Origin of the sequence: Conexibacter sp. W3-3-2 (assembly GCF_009707605.1) — a bacterium.
Classification (GTDB): Bacteria; Actinomycetota; Thermoleophilia; order Solirubrobacterales; family Solirubrobacteraceae; genus Paraconexibacter; species Paraconexibacter algicola.
Genome location: NZ_WLYW01000001.1, coordinates 1,455,900 through 1,472,270, shown reverse-complemented (window position 1 = coordinate 1,472,270; position 16,371 = coordinate 1,455,900). Strand labels below are relative to the sequence as shown.

Here is a 16,371-nt window from a genome sequence, read left to right as displayed (position 1 = left end):
ACGCCATGAAGCTCGGATTCTTCGCCAAGGAGGCGCTCCAGTCGGTGCGCCGCAACGCCGTCCCGAGTGCCGCCGCGGTCGCGTCGGTGCTGCTGACCGTCATGGTCCTCGGCGTCTTCATCCCGATCGTCCAGACCGCCACGGGCGCCGCCAACGAGGTGCGCGGCAAGGTGCTCGTCGACGTGTACCTGAAGAAGGACGCCAAGGACGCGGACGTCGAGCGCGTCCGCCAGGAGCTGACGGAGAACACCCGCTACGTCGGCAAGGTCGAGTACGTCTCGAAGTCCGAGGCGCTGCAGCGCGAGCGCAAGAAGAACCCGGAGGCCTACGAGCTGCTGGGCTCCAACCCGCTGCCCGACGCCTTCCGCGTCACCCCGGACGACCCGGCCAACGCGCCGAAGCTCCGCGACGAGCTGTCCCCGGTCACCGCGTCGGGCGCGCGCTCCACGATCGATCCCGCGATCGACGAGGTCCGCAACCGCAAGGACGACACCCAGAAGCTGCTGACGATCACCGGCGCGATCAAGTGGGTCACCGGCCTGCTCGCCGTGCTGCTGGTGCTCGCGAGCGTGCTGCTGATCTCCAACACGATCCGGCTGTCGCTCTACTCGCGCCGCCGCGAGGTCGAGGTCATGAAGCTCGTCGGCGCGACCGACTGGTTCATCCGCTGGCCGTTCGTCATCGAGGGCATCGTGCTCGGCGTCCTGGGCGGCGGGACCGCCGTGCTGCTGCTGCTCGTCGGGAAGATCGCGATCGTCGACCCGTTCGCCTCGAACTTCCCGCTGATCGGCACGCCGGAGACGCTCGGGTTCGGCGCGCTCGCCGCGCTGCTGCTCGTCGCCAGCGTCGCCGTGAGCGCGATCGGCTCGGGGCTGTCGCTGCGCCGGTTCCTGCGCGTCTGAGCGCGTCCGGGCGCCCACGGTGATCCGCAGGTGACGGGTCAGCCCGTACCCTGGGAGTGATGCTCGACGATCCCCGCCACCAGCCCGGTCACGATCCGGCCGGTGGCCCGCTCCGACCGCCCGCGGGCCTCGGCCCGTTCGTGCGCACCGCCGTGGTGGCGGTCGTGCTGTGCCTCGCCCTGCTCGCCGGCGGCATCTACCTCGGCGGGCACCCGGACAGCCTGCCCGACTTCGCCCGTGACGCGCTCGTCCGCGACCAGGACACCCGCGTGGTCCGCGAGGCGCTCGACACGATCGAGGACCGCTACTACGCGAAGGTCGGGCCCGAGAAGCTCACCGACGCGGCGATCGCGGGCGCCGTCCAGTCGCTGGACGACCGCTTCTCCAACTACTTCACGCCCGCCGAGTACCGGCAGTTCCAGGACGTGCAGAACAGCGAGTTCTCCGGAGTCGGCCTGACGGTCGGCGAGCACCCGGAGGGCCTGCGGATCTCCGACGTGTACGACGACACGCCCGCCGAGCGCGCGGGGCTGAAGGCCGGGGACGTCATCGTCGCCGTGAACGGCCGGTCGCTGAAGGGCCAGAAGTCCGGCCAGGCGACCGACCGCATCAAGGGCCCGCCCGGCACGAAGGTGACGCTGACGGTGTCGCGCGACGGCAAGCGCCGCGACTACGAGCTGACCCGGGCGCGGGTGAGCGTGCCGGTCGTCGCCTCGCGCGTCGAGACGGTCGACGGGAAGAAGCTCGCGGTCATCGGCCTGGCGCAGTTCTCCTCCGGCGCGCACGCCGAGGTGTACGCGGCGATCCGCAAGTCGCTCGCCGCGGGCGCCCAGGGGATCGTGTTCGACCTGCGCCGCAACGGCGGCGGTCTCGTCAGCGAGGCGCAGCTGGTCGCCAGCGCGTTCCTGCCCGACGGGCCGATCGTCAGCACCCGCGGCCGCTCGGTGCCCTCGCGGACCCTCAACGCGACCGGTGACCCGGTCGCCAAGGACATCCCGCTCGTCGTGCTCGTCGACCGCGACACCGCCTCGGCGTCGGAGATCGTCACCGGCGCGCTGCAGGACCGCGACCGCGCCGAGGTCGTCGGCACCAAGACGTTCGGCAAGGGCGTCTTCCAGGAGGTCATCCAGCTCTCCAACGGCGGCGCGCTGGACATCACCGCCGGCCAGTACTTCACGCCCAAGGGCCGCAACCTCGGCGGCAAGGGCGTCAAGCAGGGCGCCGGCATCCAGCCGGACGTGCGGGCGCAGGACGACCTCGACACCACGAAGGACGAGGGGCTCGACCGCGCGCTGACGGAGCTGCGCAAGAAGCTGTGAGCGCCCGCCGCGGCCACGGCCGGCAGCCGCGACGCGGCGGCTCCGGCGGGTCGGGGCGCGGCGGCCGCGGCGGTCCGGGGCGCGGCACGGGTGCGTGGGGCCGCGACGGGGACGGTGCGCCCGCACCGATCCGCCCGTTCCTCGTCGGCACCGTCGCGCGCCGCGGGAAGCTGACGTTCGTCGAGCCGCTGTTCGAGCGCGGCCGGCCGCTGGCGGTGCCGCCCCACCACGACGCCCGGCCGGGCCGGCTCGTCGTCGCGCGCACCGGAGCCGGCGGCGGGCGCGCCGCGAAGCCGCGGATCGACCGGGTGCTCGGCGACCCGACGGTCGCCCGGCACGTCCTCGAGGGCCTCATGGTCCACCGCGGACTGCACCGGCGGTTCCCGCCCGGCGTGACCACCGCGGCCGTCCAGGCGCGGGACCGCGTGCTCGGCGGCGAGGACCCCGGGGCGGGGGCGCGCGTGGACCTGCGGGACCTGCCGACGTTCACGATCGACCCGGTCACCGCCAAGGACTTCGACGACGCGATCAGCGCCCGCGAGCTGGAGGACGGCCGCGCGCGCGTGTGGGTGCACATCGCCGACGTGAGCGCGTTCGTGCGGCCGGGGTCGCCGGTGGACCGCATCGCCATGGAACGCGGCACGAGCGTGTACGTGCCCGGCCTCGTCGAGCCGATGCTGCCGCACGCCCTCTCCGACGAGGCGTGCTCGCTCGTGCCGGGCGAGGACCGGCTTGCGGTGACCGTCGAGCTCGACCTCGACGGCGCCGACGTCGTGCGCGTCGCGTTCCACCGCTCGCTCGTGCGCAGCGACGCCCGCCTGGACTACGACCACGTCGACCGCGTGCTGGAGGGCCGCGCCACCGCAGCCGAGCCGTGGGGCGCGCCGCTGGCCGTCGCGCGTCGCGTCGCCGCCGCCCTGCAGGAGCGCCGCGACGCGCACGGCCGCGCGCTCACCGTCGAGTCCTCCGAGCCGGAGTTCCGCTTCGACCGGGCCGGGCACGTCACCGCGCTGACGCCGAGCGTCGCGTCGGAGGCGCACCGGCTGATCGAGCACCTGATGATCGCGGCCAACGAGCAGGTCGCCCGCACCCTCACCGAGCGCGGGCTCCCGACCCTGTACCGGATCCACGAGCAGCCCGACCCGCCCCGCGTCGAGCGGCTCCTCGCGCAGCTCGCCACGCTCGACGTGCCGGTCCCCGCGGTGCCCGACGACCTGACCCCCGCGCGCGCCGGGGCCCTCGTCGCGGAGGTCTCGCGCCGCGTCGACGAGCACGTCCGCGCGCGCGGCCACGGTCGTGCCGCGCTCACGTCGCTGGTGCTCCGCACGCTCAAGCAGGCCGCGTACTCCCCGCAGCCCACCGGGCACGCCGGGCTCGGCCTGCGCCACTACTGCCACTTCACCTCCCCGATCCGCCGCTCGCCCGACCTCGTCTGCCACCGCGCGCTGCTCGCGTCGATCGGGGCGGGGAGGAGCCGCCGCGCGCCGCGCGGCTCGAGGAGGCCGGCCTGTGGGCGTCCGCGCGCGAACGCGACGCGATGCAGGTCGAGCGCGCCGCCGACGACGTCGCCCGCGCGTTCCTGCTGGAGCGGCGGATCTTCGAGGGCGCGGGCGCCCGCGAGTTCGACGGGGAGGTCGTCGGCCTCATCGGCGCGGGGGCGTTCGTGGCGTTCGGCGACGGCTTCGAGGGCTTCGTGCCCGTGCGCCGGCTCGGCGACGACTGGTGGGAGCTCGACCCGGAAGGCACCGCCTTGCGGAGCGACGGGCGCAGCCGGGCCGTGCGCCTGGGCGACCCGCTGCGGGTCCGGGTACGCGGGATCGACGCACCCCGCGGACGGGTGGACCTGGAGCCGTCCTGAACCCCCTGCCGGGTAGGGTCAGGGGCATGCCGCAGGCGATGAAGTGGTGGGGCTGGGGCCTCGAGGGGATCGAGTTCACACACGAGGACAAGCCGCAGCTCGCCGGCTTCATCCGCGAGCGGATCGGCCTCGACATCACGACCGCGACCGCGAAGCCGGCCCGGTTCGAGGACCTCGGCGTGCCCGAGCCCACCCTCCCCGAGGCGCTGGGCGACGCGCTGCGGGCCGCGGTCGGGGCCGAGCACGTCTCGGTCGACCCGCTGGACCGCGTGATCCACGCGCGCGGCAAGTCCATCCGGGACCTGATCCGCACCCGTCGCGCCGACCTGCCGCGCGTGCCCGACGCCGTCCTGCGCCCGGGCACCGAGGAGGAGGTCGCCGCGGTGCTGGCGGCCGCCCTGGAGCACGACGCGGTCGTCATCCCGTTCGGTGGCGGCTCCTCGATCTCCGGCAGCATCGAGCCGCCCGCGGAGGAGACCCGGCCGGTCCTGTCGGTCGACATGAGCCGCCTGGACCGCGTGCTGGCGATCGACCCGGCGTCGCGGCTCGCGCGCGTCCAGGCCGGCGTGTACGGCCCCGACCTCGAGCAGCAGCTCGGCGCGCAGGGCTTCACGATGGGGCACTTCCCGGACTCCTTCACGCACTCGACGCTCGGCGGCTGGATCGCCACGCGCTCGTCGGGCATGCAGTCCGACCGCTACGGGGACGTCGCGGACATCACCAAGGGCCTGCGGGTCGTCACCCCGACCGGCACGCTCGTGGTGCAGCCCAACCCGACGATGTCGACCGGGCCGAGCATCCGCGAGATGGTCCTCGGCAGCGAGGGCCGGCTGGGGATCATCACCGAGGCGACCGTGCAGGTCCGCCGCCTGCCCGCCGAGCGCACGATCCTCGGCTACCTGTTCCCGACCTTCGCGGCCGGTCTCGCGGCGATGGAGGAGATCGCGGCCAGCGAGTACACCCCGTCGGTCACGCGCGTCTCCGACGCCCCGGAGACGCAGTTCTCGTTCGCCACGCGCAAGGCGTCGACGCTGCTGGACACCGTCCAGTCCAAGGCGCTGCAGCTGTTCCTGAAGAAGCGCAAGGGCTACGACCTCGAGCAGATGTGCCTGTCGTTCATCGGCTACGAGGGCTCCCCGGAGCACGTCAAGGCGCAGCGCAAGGGCGTCGGGCGGATCGTCGGCCGCCACGGCGGCCTCTGCATCGGCGCGAGCCCGGGCGTCCTGTACGACCAGAAGAAGTTCGACACGCCGTACATCCGCGACTTCCTGCTCGACCGCGGGGCCGCCGCCGACGTGTCGGAGACCGCGATGCCGTGGTCGAAGCTGCAGGCGGTCCACACGGCCGTGACCGCGGCCGGGCACGGCGCGTTCGCGCAGCTCGGCGTCCAGGGCTACCTGATGTGCCACCTGTCGCACAGCTACCACGCGGGCGCCTGCCTGTACTTCACGTTCGCGTTCCCGCCCTCGCCGGGCGGCGACATGCTCGCCGAGTACGACGTCGTCAAGCAGGCGATCCAGCAGGCGTTCGTCGACAACGGCGCGACGCTCTCCCACCACCACGCCGTCGGCACCGAGCACGCGCAGTGGCTGCAGGAGGACATCTCCGCGCCGGGCGTGCGGCTGCTCGGCGCGCTGTTCGACGGCACCGACCCGGGGCGCAACCTGAACCCCGGCAAGATCGTCTGACGATGTACGACACGTCCTGGGCGCGGACCCCGCCGGCGCGGCTGGCCCGCGAGGGGGATCGTCTGCGGGGTCTTCGACCCGCTGATCTCCTTCTACTGCCACCGCACCGTGCGCGGGCAGGAGCACCTGGACGGGCTCGACGCGCCGGTCCTGTTCGTCGCCAACCACGCCAGCCACGCCGACACCCCGGTGCTGCTGCGCTCGCTGCCGCCGCGCTGGCGGCGCCGCACCGCGGTGGCCGCCGCCGCGGACTACTTCTACGCCAAGCAGCACCTCGCGGTCAGCGTGTCGCTGGCGTTCGGCACGATCCCGCTGGAGCGCCGCGGCGGCGGCCTGGACGAGGACGCCACCGCGCACCTGCGCCGCCTGATCGACGACCGCTGGTCGCTCGTCGTGTACGCGGAGGGCACCCGCTCCCGCGACGGGTCGGTCGGCAAGCTCCGCACCGGCGCCGCGGTGCTCGCCGCCACCTACGGGCTGCCGATCGTGCCCGTGCACACCGCGGGCACCCACGTGGCGATGCCGACCGGCCGGCGCTGGATGGAGCGGCCCTCGCGGCTCTCGCGCCACCCGATCTCCGTGACCTTCGGGGCCCCGATCCGCGCCACGCCGCAGGACGACCGCTTCGAGGTCATGGAGCAGGTCCGCCTGTTCCTCGAGCAGCAGGGGGCCCGGACGACACCGGACCCGAAGCTCGCCCGTCGCCGCGCGGCCCGCGCGGGCGCCGACGCCGCCGCGTCCGACGGCGCGGGCGGGGGAGAGGCGGCCTGATGGCGCGCGTCTTCCTGACCGGCGGTGGCGGGTTCATCGGCGGGCAGCTCACCCGACGGCTCGTGGAGCGCGGCGACGAGGTCGTCGGGCTGGCCCGCACCGATGACGCGGCCGCCGCCCTGCAGGCGCTCGGCGCCCGGGTGGTGCGCGGCGACGTCCTCGACGCGGCCGCGGTCGCCCAGGGTCTCGCGGGCTGCGACGTCGTCCACCACGTCGCCGGCGTCAACTCGCACTGCCCCAAGGATCCCGAGCGGCTGCTGGCGGTCAACGTCCGCGGGACCGAGACGGTCGTGCGCCAGGCCGCCGCGGCCGGGGTCCGGCGCGTCGTCTTCACCTCGTCGGCCGCGTCGCTCGGGGAGGCGCACGGCACGGTCGGCACGGAGGACTCCCCGCACCGCGGCAGCTACCTCTCCGTCTACGACCGCAGCAAGCACGAGGCCGAGCGGGTCGCGTTCGCGACCGCGCAGCGCGACGGGGTCGAGGTCGTGGCGCTGAACCCGTCCTCGGTGCAGGGGCCGCCGCGGCGGGGCGGCAACGGGGCGATCATCATCGCCTACCTCAACGGCCGCCTGCGCGCGTTCGTCGACACCTACGTGAGCGTCGTGGACGTGCAGGACGTCGTCGCGGCGCACGTGCTCGCGGAGACCGCCGGGACGCCCGGGTCGCGCTACGTCCTCAACGGCGCGACGATCACGTCGACCGAGGCGCTGCTGCTGGTCTCCGAGCTCGCCGGGGTCGGCGGGAAGGTGCCGATGGTGCCGCCCGCGCTCGCCCGCGGCACCGCGACGCTCGTCGAGCGCGCGCTCGCCGTGACCGGCCGCACCTCCCCGATCTGCCGTGCGCGCGTCGACACGATCCTCCACGGGCACCGCTACGACGGCTCGCGCGCGACCCGCGAGCTGGGGCTGCAGTACACGCCGGTGCGCGAGACGTTCCGCCGCACGATGGAGTGGGCGGTCGCCGAGGGGCTCGTGACGCGTCCGCTGCCGGGCGCGGCCACCGCGTAGTCTCAGACGGAGATGTCCAAGGGCAAGCGCAAGATGGCCTCCGGGGACGTGGCGACCAACCGGCAGGCCGCGTTCCGCTTCGACTTCCTCGACACGCTCGAGTGCGGCATCGTGCTGCGCGGCTCCGAGGTGAAGTCGCTGCGCGTCGGCACCGCCCAGATCAAGGACGGGTACGCCGCGGTCTCCGGCGGCGAGCTGTGGCTGCACAACGTGCACATCCCCCCGTACGGTCCCGCGTCCCGCGAGAACCACCAGCCGGAGCGGCCGCGCAAGCTGCTGCTCAAGGCCCGCGAGCTCGAGAAGCTGCAGCTCCAGGTCAAGGAGAAGGGCCTGACGCTCGTGCCGACCCGCCTGTACTTCAAGGGGCCGCGCGCGAAGGTCGAGATCGCGCTCGGTCGCGGCAAGAACGCCTACGACAAGCGCGAGTCGATCAAGAAGCGCGACCAGGAGCGCGAGACCCAGCGCGCCCTGCGCGACGCCGGCTACGCCTGAGCCGCACCCGCGCTCAGACGTCGTCGAGGTCGCGCTCGAGGAACGTCGCGTCCATGCCGACGGCCAACGCCACGAGCAGCGTCACGTACACGGCGGCGACGCGCGCCCGGGTGGCCTTCGGGACGCGGTAGTACTCGCGGCCGCCGGGCTCGGCGCGCCGCTTCCAGCGCGTGTACACGTCGAAGGCGCCGAGCAGCGCGATGAGGACGAGGATCGGGCTGGGGAACGTGAAGACCATCACGAACACGAGCCCGAGCCCGACGAACCACATCCACGGCGTCAGCGCGGCGATCGCGCGGCCGCCGTCCAGCGGCGTGACGGGCGCGAGGTTGAACAGGTTCAGGAAGAACCCGACGAACGCCAGCGCCCGCCAGAACTCGTCGCCGGTCAGCGCGTAGGGGACGAGGCACAGCGCCGCGGCGAGCGACCCGAGCACCGGCCCGGCGAGGCCGACGCGCGCCTCCATCGCCGCGTCCTTGGGGAGGTCCTTCATGGCGATGACCGCGCCCATGAACGGGACGAAGACGATCGGGGACGTCTTGATCCCCTCGCGGCGCATCTGCAGGCCGTGCCCGAGCTCGTGCACGAGCAGCAGCACGACGAAGCCGATCGCGAACCAGATCCCCCAGATCAGCGAGTACGCCGCGATCGACACGAGCATCGACAGACTCGTGGTGAGGAACTTCGCGCCCTTCAGCGCGACGAACGCGACCTTCCCGAACTTCAGCAGGAACGCGCCGACGACCGCGACCGGGCCGACGTAGCGCCGCCAGCCGTCGGGGCGCGGCGGCGGGTCGGACGGGACACCCGCGGGCGGCCCGGGTCGGTCGTCGGGGCCGGTGCCCGCCGCCGCGTCGGGCCGCCGCGCCGGGTCCGGCGCGGCGGCCGGTGGCAGCCAGCCCGCCGGCGGGGTCGGTGGGTGGCCCGGGGTGCTCATCCGCGGGTGGCGAGGACCGCCTCGGCGGCCTCCTCCGCCTCCTCCAGGCGCTGACGCACGAGCCCGAGGCCCGCGGTCCAGAAGCCGGGGTCGGTGAGGTCCAGGCCGGCGATCTTCCCGAGCTCCTCGGGGCTCCTGGAGCCGCCCGCGGCGAGCATGTCGACGTACGCGGGGACGAACGACGCGCCCTCCTCCTCGTAGCGGCGGTACACGCTCAGGGCCAGCAGCTGCCCGTAGGCGTACGCGTACACGTAGCCGGGGGAGCCGATGAAGTGCGGGATGTAGGACCACCAGCTGCGGTACCCGTCGGTCAGCTCGACGGCGTCGCCGAGCAGGTCGTGCTGGGTCTGGTGCCAGAGGTCCCCGAACCGCTCGACCGACAGCTCGCCCTCCTCGCGGCGCGCGGTGTGGACCGCGTGCTCGAACTGGTTCATCGCGACCTGCCGGAACACGGTGGCGATGCCGTCCTCGAGGTTGCCGGCGAGCAGCGACAGCCGCGACTCGGGCGTGTCGGCCTGCCCGAGCAGGCGCTTGAAGACGAGCGTCTCCCCGAACACCGAGGCGGTCTCGCAGACCGTCAGGGGCGTGTGCTGCTCGAACGGGCCGCGCGGGATCGCCAGCGCGGCGTGCAGCCCGTGGCCGAGCTCGTGCGCGAGCGTCAGGACGTCGCGGCGCAGCGACGTGTAGTTCAGCAGCACGTACGGGTGCACGGTCGGCGTCGTGTACGCGCAGAACGCCCCGCCCCGCTTGCCGGGCCGCACGGGCGCGTCGATCCAGCGCTCGTCGAAGAACCGCCGGGCGGTGTCGCCGAGCACGGGGGAGAAGTCGTTGAACGACTCGAGCACGAGGTCCTTGGCGTCCTCCCAGAGGATCTGCTCCTCGTCCCCGGTGACCGACGCGGCCCGGTCGTAGTCGGCGATCCGGTCGATCCCCAGCAGCTTCGCCTTCAGCGTGTACCAGCGGCGCGGGATGTCGTAGGCGCCCTTGACGGCGTCGACGAGCGCCTGCACGGACTCGTCGCTGGCTTCGTTGGAGAGGTTGCGCGAGGAGATCCAGGAGGGGAAGCCGCGCAGCCGGTCGTCGACCGCCTTGTCGTGCAGCAGCGTGTTGAAGAGGTAGGCGCGCGTGCGCAGCCCGGGCTCGAGCGCCGCGGTGACGGCCTCGGCGGCGGTGCGGCGCACCTCGCGGTCCCCGGCCTGCAGGCGGCTGAGCGCCACGTCGAGCGCGACCGGCTCGTCCTGGTCGGGGAGGTGGACCTGCAGGGCGCTGGTCAGCTCGCTGAACAGGCGCGACCAGGCGTCACGGCCGCTGACCGCCTTCTCGGCCAGGAGCTTCTCCTCCGGCTCGGAGAGGAGGTAGGGCCGGTAGGCGCGCGCGGTGCGCAGGTGGTGACGGCACTGCTCGAGGCCGTCGGCCTGCAGCAGCTCCTCGGCGCGCGCGTCGTCGATCGCCGCCCACTCGAGGTCGAAGAACACGAGCGTCGTCTCGATCACGGTCCCGCGCTCCTGCACCTTCTGCATCAGCGCGCCGTGCTCGGGCTTCTGCGTGTCGGCGCTGAACTGCAGCGACGCGTAGCTGCCGGCGCGGCCGACGAGGTCGGTGATCGCGGCCAGCTCGGCCATCGCCTCGGCGAGACCCGGCCCGTCGAGCTGCGCGACCTTCCCGGCGTACCGCTGCGCGAACGCGGAGGCGCGGCTCGTCGCCTCGTCCAGCTGCCGGTCGACACCGGCGGCGCCCTCGCCGTCGACGAGGTCCTCGAGGTTCCAGGCGACGTCCAGCTCAGTGGTGCTCATGACATCCAATCTAGACGACGGCGGGCGGGTCCTTTCGGACCCGCCCGCGTACGTCACCTACATCCTTCGGTGTGCGCCCGAAGTGCTACGAGGCCGGGAACTTGTCCGGGAACTGCTTGGCGATGCCACCCGCGAGGGTGTTGGCGATCATCGGCATGTGCGACGCCGCCGTCTGCAGCAGGTCGAACGCCTTGCCGTCGCCCGCGACGACCGAGTCGATGGCGGCGAACGTCGCCTCGACGTGCGGCTTCAGGGCCTCGGCGACCGCGTCGGCCGGGAGGTTCGGGTTCGCGCCCTCGAGGAACGCGCCGAAGTCCGTGCGGTAGCCGTCGAGCTCCTCGGCGGCCTTCTCGGCAGCGGCGTCGTCCTTCTCCGCCTTGGCCTTCGTGTAGTCCACGAAGAAGCCGATGTGCTTGCGCCACAGGGGCAGGAACGCCTTGGCGGCGTCGTCACCGTAGACCGAGCCGATCGACTCGCTCAGGGCGACGGAGTTCGTGTCCAGCGCCTCGGCGGCGGCCTTGAAGGCACCGGAGTCGAGGCCCTCGGTCACGCCCGTGACGATGGCGATGCCCGCCAGGTACTCATGGCCGACGAGCTGGTCGGTCAGGAGCGCGCGGAGCTCGGAGGCGCCCGCGTCGGTCGCGCCCGAGAACTTGTCGGGGAACTGCTTGACGATGCCGCCCGCGAGGACGTTCGCCGTGTTCGGCATGTGCGACGCCGCCTCGACGATGCGCTCGTAGACCTTCGGCGAGCCGGTGGCCGCCGCGCGGACGACCGCGAAGACGGACTCGACGTGGGGCTTGAGCTCCTCGGCGACCGCCTCGGTCGGGAGGTTCGGGTTCGCGCCGTTCAGGAACGCGCCGAAGTCGGTGCGGTAGCCGTCGAGGTCCTTGGCGGCCTTCTCGGCGGCCGCGTTGTCCTTGGTCGCCTTGGCCTTCGCGTAGTCGACGAAGAAGCCGATGTGCTTGCGCCAGAGCGGCAGGAACGCCTTGCCGGCGTCCTCGCCGTAGACCGAGCCGATGGCATCGGACAGCGCGACCGAGTTCTTGTCCAGGGTCGCCGCGGCGGCCTTGAACTCGCCCGAGTCGAGCCCGTTGCCCAGGCCCTGGCCGATGGCGATCGCGGCGAGGTAGACGTGCTCGTCGAGCGTCGACGTCAGCGTGGCACGGAGCTCGGCGGCGCCGGACTCGGTGCCGAGGGCCGCGTCGGCGGTGCCGCCGTCGGTCTGGGTCGCCGTGCTGGACGACGACGACGAGTTGTCGTCGTCGTCACCGCAGCCGGCGACCACGAGGCCCGTCGCGATGAACATCATCGCGAACAGGCTCAGGAACAGCTTGCGCATGGTGCGTGCGTCCTCCAGGTGGTGTGGTGTGGGGTCTCCCGCGCCGGAGCGCTCCCGCGCCCGGCATGAAGAGTGTTCGCCGCTCATCCTCTACCGGATCACTGCGAGGCGCCAGTTCCTCGTCGCGCTACACTTCGTGGCGAAGGACACTCACCCCGGGGACGACAGGCTTCGACGTGGTCGGTTTCGGGCGGGTGGTTGCGAGTCGAGGTTCCGGGTGGCCTCGTAAAACCCCGGAAAAACCATACGTGCGGACTCTCACGAGTACGCCCTCGCCGCCTAGCACACCGCTAGAGCCGTGAGGTCTCGGCCCCTGCCTGTCGGCCGCGGGGATCGCCGGGATCAGATGCCGACTCACCCGGGGAGGTCCGCTTCCGCCGAACCGGGGACATCTTCAGGGAGCTGGTCCTGAGCAACCCGGCCGGCAAGGCGAGCCCAGGATGAGATCAGAGTGCCGGCTACGCTCGTAGACGCTGCTCGTCCGCGGTCGCGGACGCGGGTTCGATTCCCGCCGTCTCCACTGGGACCCGGCTCGTTCGAGTCGGGTGACGTTGAAGGACAAGACCAGCAGGGAGTTCAGCCGCCGGATCAGGCGGCTGAACTCGTTCTGCGGGGCGTGCCGCCCGAGGCCCGGGGGATGCCGTCCGCGGGCCTGCTGCTCCTTCAGATCCCCAGGTCCCGTCCGATCTCGACGGTGGAGCCGCTGTGGCGTGGTGTCACGGCGCCCGACCCACAGGAGAGACACCCCGACATGAAGAAGATCTCGGCGCCGCTCGTGGTGGCGCTCGTGATGTCGTTGGTCCTCGGCGCCACGGCTGTCGCCGCGAAGCTGATCACCGGCAAGGACATCAAGAACGGCTCGATCGGCCTGGTCGATCTGTCGGCATCGGCGAAGAAGGGACTAGCCGGCGAGGACGGCCGCGACGGTGCGACCGGTGCTCAGGGCGCGAAGGGCGACCAGGGAGCCACGGGCGATCAGGGCGCGGTCGGTCCGGCCGGGGCCGCCGGCCCGCAGGGCCCCGTCGGCGCGAACGGCGCCGCCGGCCCGCAGGGCGCCAGAGGCGCGGACGGCCAGAGCGGCCCGACCGGCCCGCAGGGGCCCACCGGTGCGGCCGGCCAGTCCGGCGCGGCCGGCCCGACGGGCCCGACGGGTCCCGCGGGCACGGCCGGTCAGGACGCCGTGTCACTGTTCGTCGAGGGCGTCACCGACACCGCGACGCCGATCGCGTCGTCGTCGCCGGCTCCGGTCATCGCACCCGGCGCCACCGGCTTCGCCGAGGTCGACTTCCCCGCGAACCTGACCGGCTGCTCGGTGTTCGCGAACACGAAGAAGCTGTCCGTCCGCGCGGGCGCCAACATCGTGAACGAGGCCGATGGCGTCGTCGAGGTCCGGGTCGGCTCCCACGCCGACCTGACGCCCACCGACGAGCAGTTCAAGCTGCTCGTCGTCTGCCCCTAGTCCACGGCGGAACGTCCGGACGCCCGGCGTCCGGGAAGCGCGCATCCCAGCGAGCTCCCGGACGCAGCGGGTCCAGGACGCGCCTCGGGCCTCGGGCGTCCCGCGATGCCTCGTCCCTGCCGCCGCGTCGGCTCCGACGGTCCCGTCCGGCGACGGCGACGTCGCCGCTCAGCAGTGGCGCAGGTCGTCCGCGCCCAGGTCGAGCACCGCGTCGATGTGCTGGACGAGCGCGGAGGCGGCGCCCGTTCCCGTGCCGGCCAGGACCTCACGGCACGCGACGAGCAGCTCGTCGCGGGCTTCGAGCTCGGCCGCGAGATCGTTCTCGAGCTGCAGCATGCGGCGAGTCTGCCGCGCGGGGAGGGCGGCATGCACGAGAAGTTGCAGCGCGGCGACTAGGCTGCGCCCATGAGCTACACGACCGCCCAGGCCCGCGCCGGCATCCTCGAGGAGATCGCGGCCGCGGTCGCGGAGCTGGAGACCGCCATGGGCCAGCTCGGCGAGGCCTACGAGCTGCTGGACGAGCAGACCGCCGACCACCTCGAGGCGGACCTCTTCCGGCCGGTCCAGCAGGCGCTCGGTCGCGCGAAGGCGACCGCCGCGGGCTTCGCCGGCCGCCACGGCCTCGGCCCGGCCGCGGTCGTCGCCCCGGGCACGCCCGGCGTGCACTCGCAGGGGGCGGCCTCGTTCGTCACCGCCGCCGGGGAGGCCGTCGAGGAGGCCGCCACGCTCATCGCCGAGCTGCAGGACTCTATGGCGCCCGTCGAGGTCGGGGACGCCGAGCTGCGCGCCGGGCTCGCGTCGATCCGGGAGATCGCCGAGACCGTGCCCCACCAGGTCCAGGAGTTCCTGCGCCGGCTCGGACGCTGAGGCTCACCGCCCGCCGTCGCCCACGCGCTGGAGCCCGAGCACCGCGAGCCCCGCGAGGAGGCCCCAGAACGCGGCGCTGACCCCCAGCGCCGTGATGCCCGAGGCGCACGTCACCAGCGTCACGACCGCCGCGTCGCGGTGGCGCTCGTCCGCCAGCGCGGTCGCCAGCGCCCCGGCCAGCGCGGTCACGAGCGCGAGCCCGGCGACCGTCTGCACCAGCAGCATCGGCACCGCGGTGATGAGCGCGGTCGCGAGGGCCGCGCCCACGCCCAGGACCACGTAGACGCCGCCCGCGCTCACCGTCGCGATCCACCGGCGCTCCGGGTCGGGGTCCGCCTCCGGGCCCGCGCCGAGCGCCGCCGTGATCGCCGCGAGGTTGATCGCGTGCCCGCCCAGCGGCGCGCCCACGATCGTGCCCAGGCCGGTCCCGGTGAGGATCGGCCGCAGCGGCGGCCGGTAGCCGAACGAGGCCAGGACCCCCATGCCCGGGATGTTCTGCGAGGCCATCGTCACGAGGAACAGCGGCACCCCGATCCCCACGATCGTGCCGGGATCGAACGCGGGCGTCGTCCACACGAGCGTCGGGGCGAGATCCCCCTCGATCGCAGCGCCCGAGCCCGGATCCAGCAGCACCGCCAGCGCGGTCGCGACCAGCGCACCCGGCACCGCGTAGCGGCGCGCGAACCGCATCAGCACCAGCCAGACCGCGATGACGGGCAGCGCCTGCGCCGGCAGCTCCGCCGCCGCGGTCGCGGGCGCCAGGCACAGCGGCAGCAGGACGCCCGCGAGCATCGCGCTGGCGAGCGGCACCGGGATCGCCGCGATCGCGCGGCCCAGCGTCCGCGACAGGCCCGCCAGGACGATCAGCGCACCGCAGACCAGGAACGCCCCGAGCGCCGCCGCGTAGCCGCCGTCGACGGGCCCCGCGGTCGCCAGCAGCGCCGCCCCCGGCGTCGACCACGCGACGCTGATCGGCATCCGGAACCGCAGGCCCAGGACGATCGCCACGACCGCCTGCGTCAGGCACAGGACCGTCAGGCCCGACGCCGCCTGCGCCGGGCTCGCCCCGACGCCCACGAGTCCGGAGAGGACGATCGTGAACGCGCCCGCGAACCCGACGACCGCCATCACCGCGCCCGTGACGAGCGGCTGGGCGTTGGCCCTCACGTCGTCGTCCCGGCCGGCGGGGGGTAGAGGACCCACGAGAGCGCGGTCGAGTCCTCCAGCGCGTGGTAGCGGTGCGGGACGTCGGCCGCGAACCACACCGCGTCACCGGGGGCGAGCTCCTGCTCCTCGCCGGGCGGGCCGACCAGCAGCCGACCGGACAGGCACAGCAGCACCTCCTCGCTGCCCGGCAGGTGCGCGACGCTCGCCTGATCGGTCCCGCGCGGCACGTCGCACCAGTACGCCTCCGAGCGGTGCGGGGCGCTCTTGGCGTGGACCAGCCAACCGGTCATGCCCGAGTCGGCGAGCATCCGCTCCCCCGAACGGGCGTCGATCCGGCGGACGCTCGGCGTCTCCTCCTCGGCCAGCAGCGCGCCGAGCGGGACGCCGAGCGCGCGCGAGAGCCGCCACAGCGTCTCCATCGACGGATTGCCGTGCCCGGACTCGATCCGCGAGACGATCGTCGTCGAGAGCCCCGCGGCGCGCGCGAGAGCACCGAGCGAGAGGCCCTGCGCGGTGCGGTGCAGATGGACGACCCGCCCGACCCGACGCGCGAGGACGTCGAGATCGGGCGGGTCACCGGGGGAACCAGAGCTATCGACCATGATGGATGGTCGACAACTCTAGTGAAGGGCGGAGTCCCTCCCGCCCGCGCTCGCCCGCCTCAGCGGGTGAGCGCCGGCCCGCGGCGCGTACGCGCCTTCGCCGGGTCGTGCCAGTCCCGGCCGGGGGACCGCCGGGTACCGCGCAGGTCCGGCAACGGGGCGAGCTT

General features: G+C 73.6%; 15 protein-coding genes, 1 other RNA gene and 1 pseudogene. 11 read left to right on the top strand and 6 right to left on the bottom strand.

Translation table 11 applies throughout. From position 1 onward, the window contains the following. Positions 1-5: 5 nt before the first annotated feature. The 8 genes and pseudogenes from ftsX to smpB all read left to right on the top strand — a co-directional run bounded on the left by ftsX (position 6) and on the right by smpB (position 8,037). Positions 6-902 (top strand): permease-like cell division protein FtsX, encoded by an 897-nt coding sequence (gene ftsX / locus GKE82_RS07275; RefSeq protein ID WP_154732848.1) that lies wholly within the window; start codon positions 6-8, stop codon positions 900-902. 59 nt (positions 903-961) lie between these two features. Further along, the gene (locus GKE82_RS07270; RefSeq protein ID WP_154732847.1) at positions 962-2,221 is read left to right on the top strand and encodes a S41 family peptidase; all 1,260 of its coding nucleotides are present in this window, start codon (positions 962-964) and stop codon (positions 2,219-2,221) included. 353 nt (positions 2,222-2,574) lie between these two features. Beyond that, a pseudogene (locus tag GKE82_RS28015) lies at positions 2,575-3,615 on the top strand (RNB domain-containing ribonuclease); the annotation flags it as partial. 143 nt (positions 3,616-3,758) lie between these two features. Further along, positions 3,759-4,079 carry a S1 RNA-binding domain-containing protein gene (locus tag GKE82_RS28010; protein WP_230316541.1) on the top strand — a complete coding sequence of 107 codons (321 nt, stop codon included), beginning with the start codon at positions 3,759-3,761 and terminating at the stop codon, positions 4,077-4,079. A 26-nt stretch (positions 4,080-4,105) separates the two neighbouring features. Next, the gene (locus GKE82_RS07260) at positions 4,106-5,767 is read left to right on the top strand and encodes an FAD-binding oxidoreductase (RefSeq protein ID WP_154732846.1); all 1,662 of its coding nucleotides are present in this window, start codon (positions 4,106-4,108) and stop codon (positions 5,765-5,767) included. A gap of 108 nt (positions 5,768-5,875) precedes the next feature. Next, positions 5,876-6,538, top strand: coding sequence for a lysophospholipid acyltransferase family protein (locus tag GKE82_RS07255; protein ID WP_196189101.1), 663 nt, complete (start codon positions 5,876-5,878; stop codon positions 6,536-6,538). Next, complete coding sequence (locus tag GKE82_RS07250) at positions 6,538-7,545, top strand: SDR family NAD(P)-dependent oxidoreductase (RefSeq protein ID WP_154732844.1); 1,008 nt, start codon at positions 6,538-6,540, stop codon at positions 7,543-7,545. Before GKE82_RS07255 ends, GKE82_RS07250 begins: the two co-directional genes overlap by 1 nt. 12 nt (positions 7,546-7,557) lie before the next feature. Further along, positions 7,558-8,037, top strand: coding sequence for an SsrA-binding protein SmpB (smpB, locus tag GKE82_RS07245; protein ID WP_107569321.1), 480 nt, complete (start codon positions 7,558-7,560; stop codon positions 8,035-8,037). A 13-nt stretch (positions 8,038-8,050) separates the two neighbouring features. On the opposite strand, the gene GKE82_RS07240 is transcribed toward smpB, so the two are convergent. From GKE82_RS07240 to GKE82_RS07230, 3 genes are all read right to left on the bottom strand, one after another. Then, positions 8,051-8,974: a site-2 protease family protein gene (locus GKE82_RS07240; protein ID WP_154732843.1), complete on the bottom strand. Its 924-nt coding sequence runs from the start codon at positions 8,972-8,974 to the stop codon at positions 8,051-8,053. Next, entirely contained in the window at positions 8,971-10,767 is a 1,797-nt protein-coding gene (locus tag GKE82_RS07235) for a M3 family oligoendopeptidase (RefSeq protein ID WP_154732842.1), read from the bottom strand. The genes GKE82_RS07240 and GKE82_RS07235 overlap by 4 nt, the downstream gene beginning before the upstream one ends. An 85-nt stretch (positions 10,768-10,852) precedes the next feature. Next, entirely contained in the window at positions 10,853-12,109 is a 1,257-nt protein-coding gene (locus GKE82_RS07230; protein WP_154732841.1) for a copper amine oxidase, read from the bottom strand. A gap of 157 nt (positions 12,110-12,266) precedes the next feature. Here GKE82_RS07230 and ssrA point away from each other — a divergent pair. Both ssrA and GKE82_RS30355 read left to right on the top strand, forming a co-directional pair. Next, positions 12,267-12,632, top strand: a transfer-messenger RNA (tmRNA) gene (gene ssrA, locus GKE82_RS07225). A 228-nt stretch (positions 12,633-12,860) separates the two neighbouring features. Next, positions 12,861-13,568: a hypothetical protein gene (locus tag GKE82_RS30355; protein ID WP_304503266.1), complete on the top strand. Its 708-nt coding sequence runs from the start codon at positions 12,861-12,863 to the stop codon at positions 13,566-13,568. Between the two features lie 168 nt (positions 13,569-13,736). Here GKE82_RS30355 and GKE82_RS07215 read toward each other — a convergent pair whose 3' ends face one another. Next, on the bottom strand, positions 13,737-13,904 hold the full coding sequence (locus GKE82_RS07215) for a hypothetical protein (protein WP_154732839.1): 168 nt from the start codon (positions 13,902-13,904) through the stop codon (positions 13,737-13,739). Positions 13,905-13,973: 69 nt separating this feature from the next. On the opposite strand from GKE82_RS07215, the gene GKE82_RS07210 reads away from it, so the two are divergent. Next, complete coding sequence (locus tag GKE82_RS07210; RefSeq protein WP_154732838.1) at positions 13,974-14,435, top strand: hypothetical protein; 462 nt, start codon at positions 13,974-13,976, stop codon at positions 14,433-14,435. A gap of 3 nt (positions 14,436-14,438) precedes the next feature. Here GKE82_RS07210 and GKE82_RS07205 read toward each other — a convergent pair whose 3' ends face one another. Then, on the bottom strand, positions 14,439-15,602 hold the full coding sequence (locus GKE82_RS07205) for a benzoate/H(+) symporter BenE family transporter (RefSeq protein ID WP_199223936.1): 1,164 nt from the start codon (positions 15,600-15,602) through the stop codon (positions 14,439-14,441). Beyond that, the gene (locus GKE82_RS07200) at positions 15,599-16,204 is read right to left on the bottom strand and encodes a helix-turn-helix domain-containing protein (protein WP_154732837.1); all 606 of its coding nucleotides are present in this window, start codon (positions 16,202-16,204) and stop codon (positions 15,599-15,601) included. The genes GKE82_RS07205 and GKE82_RS07200 overlap by 4 nt, the downstream gene beginning before the upstream one ends. Between the last annotated feature and the right edge of the window lie 167 nt (positions 16,205-16,371).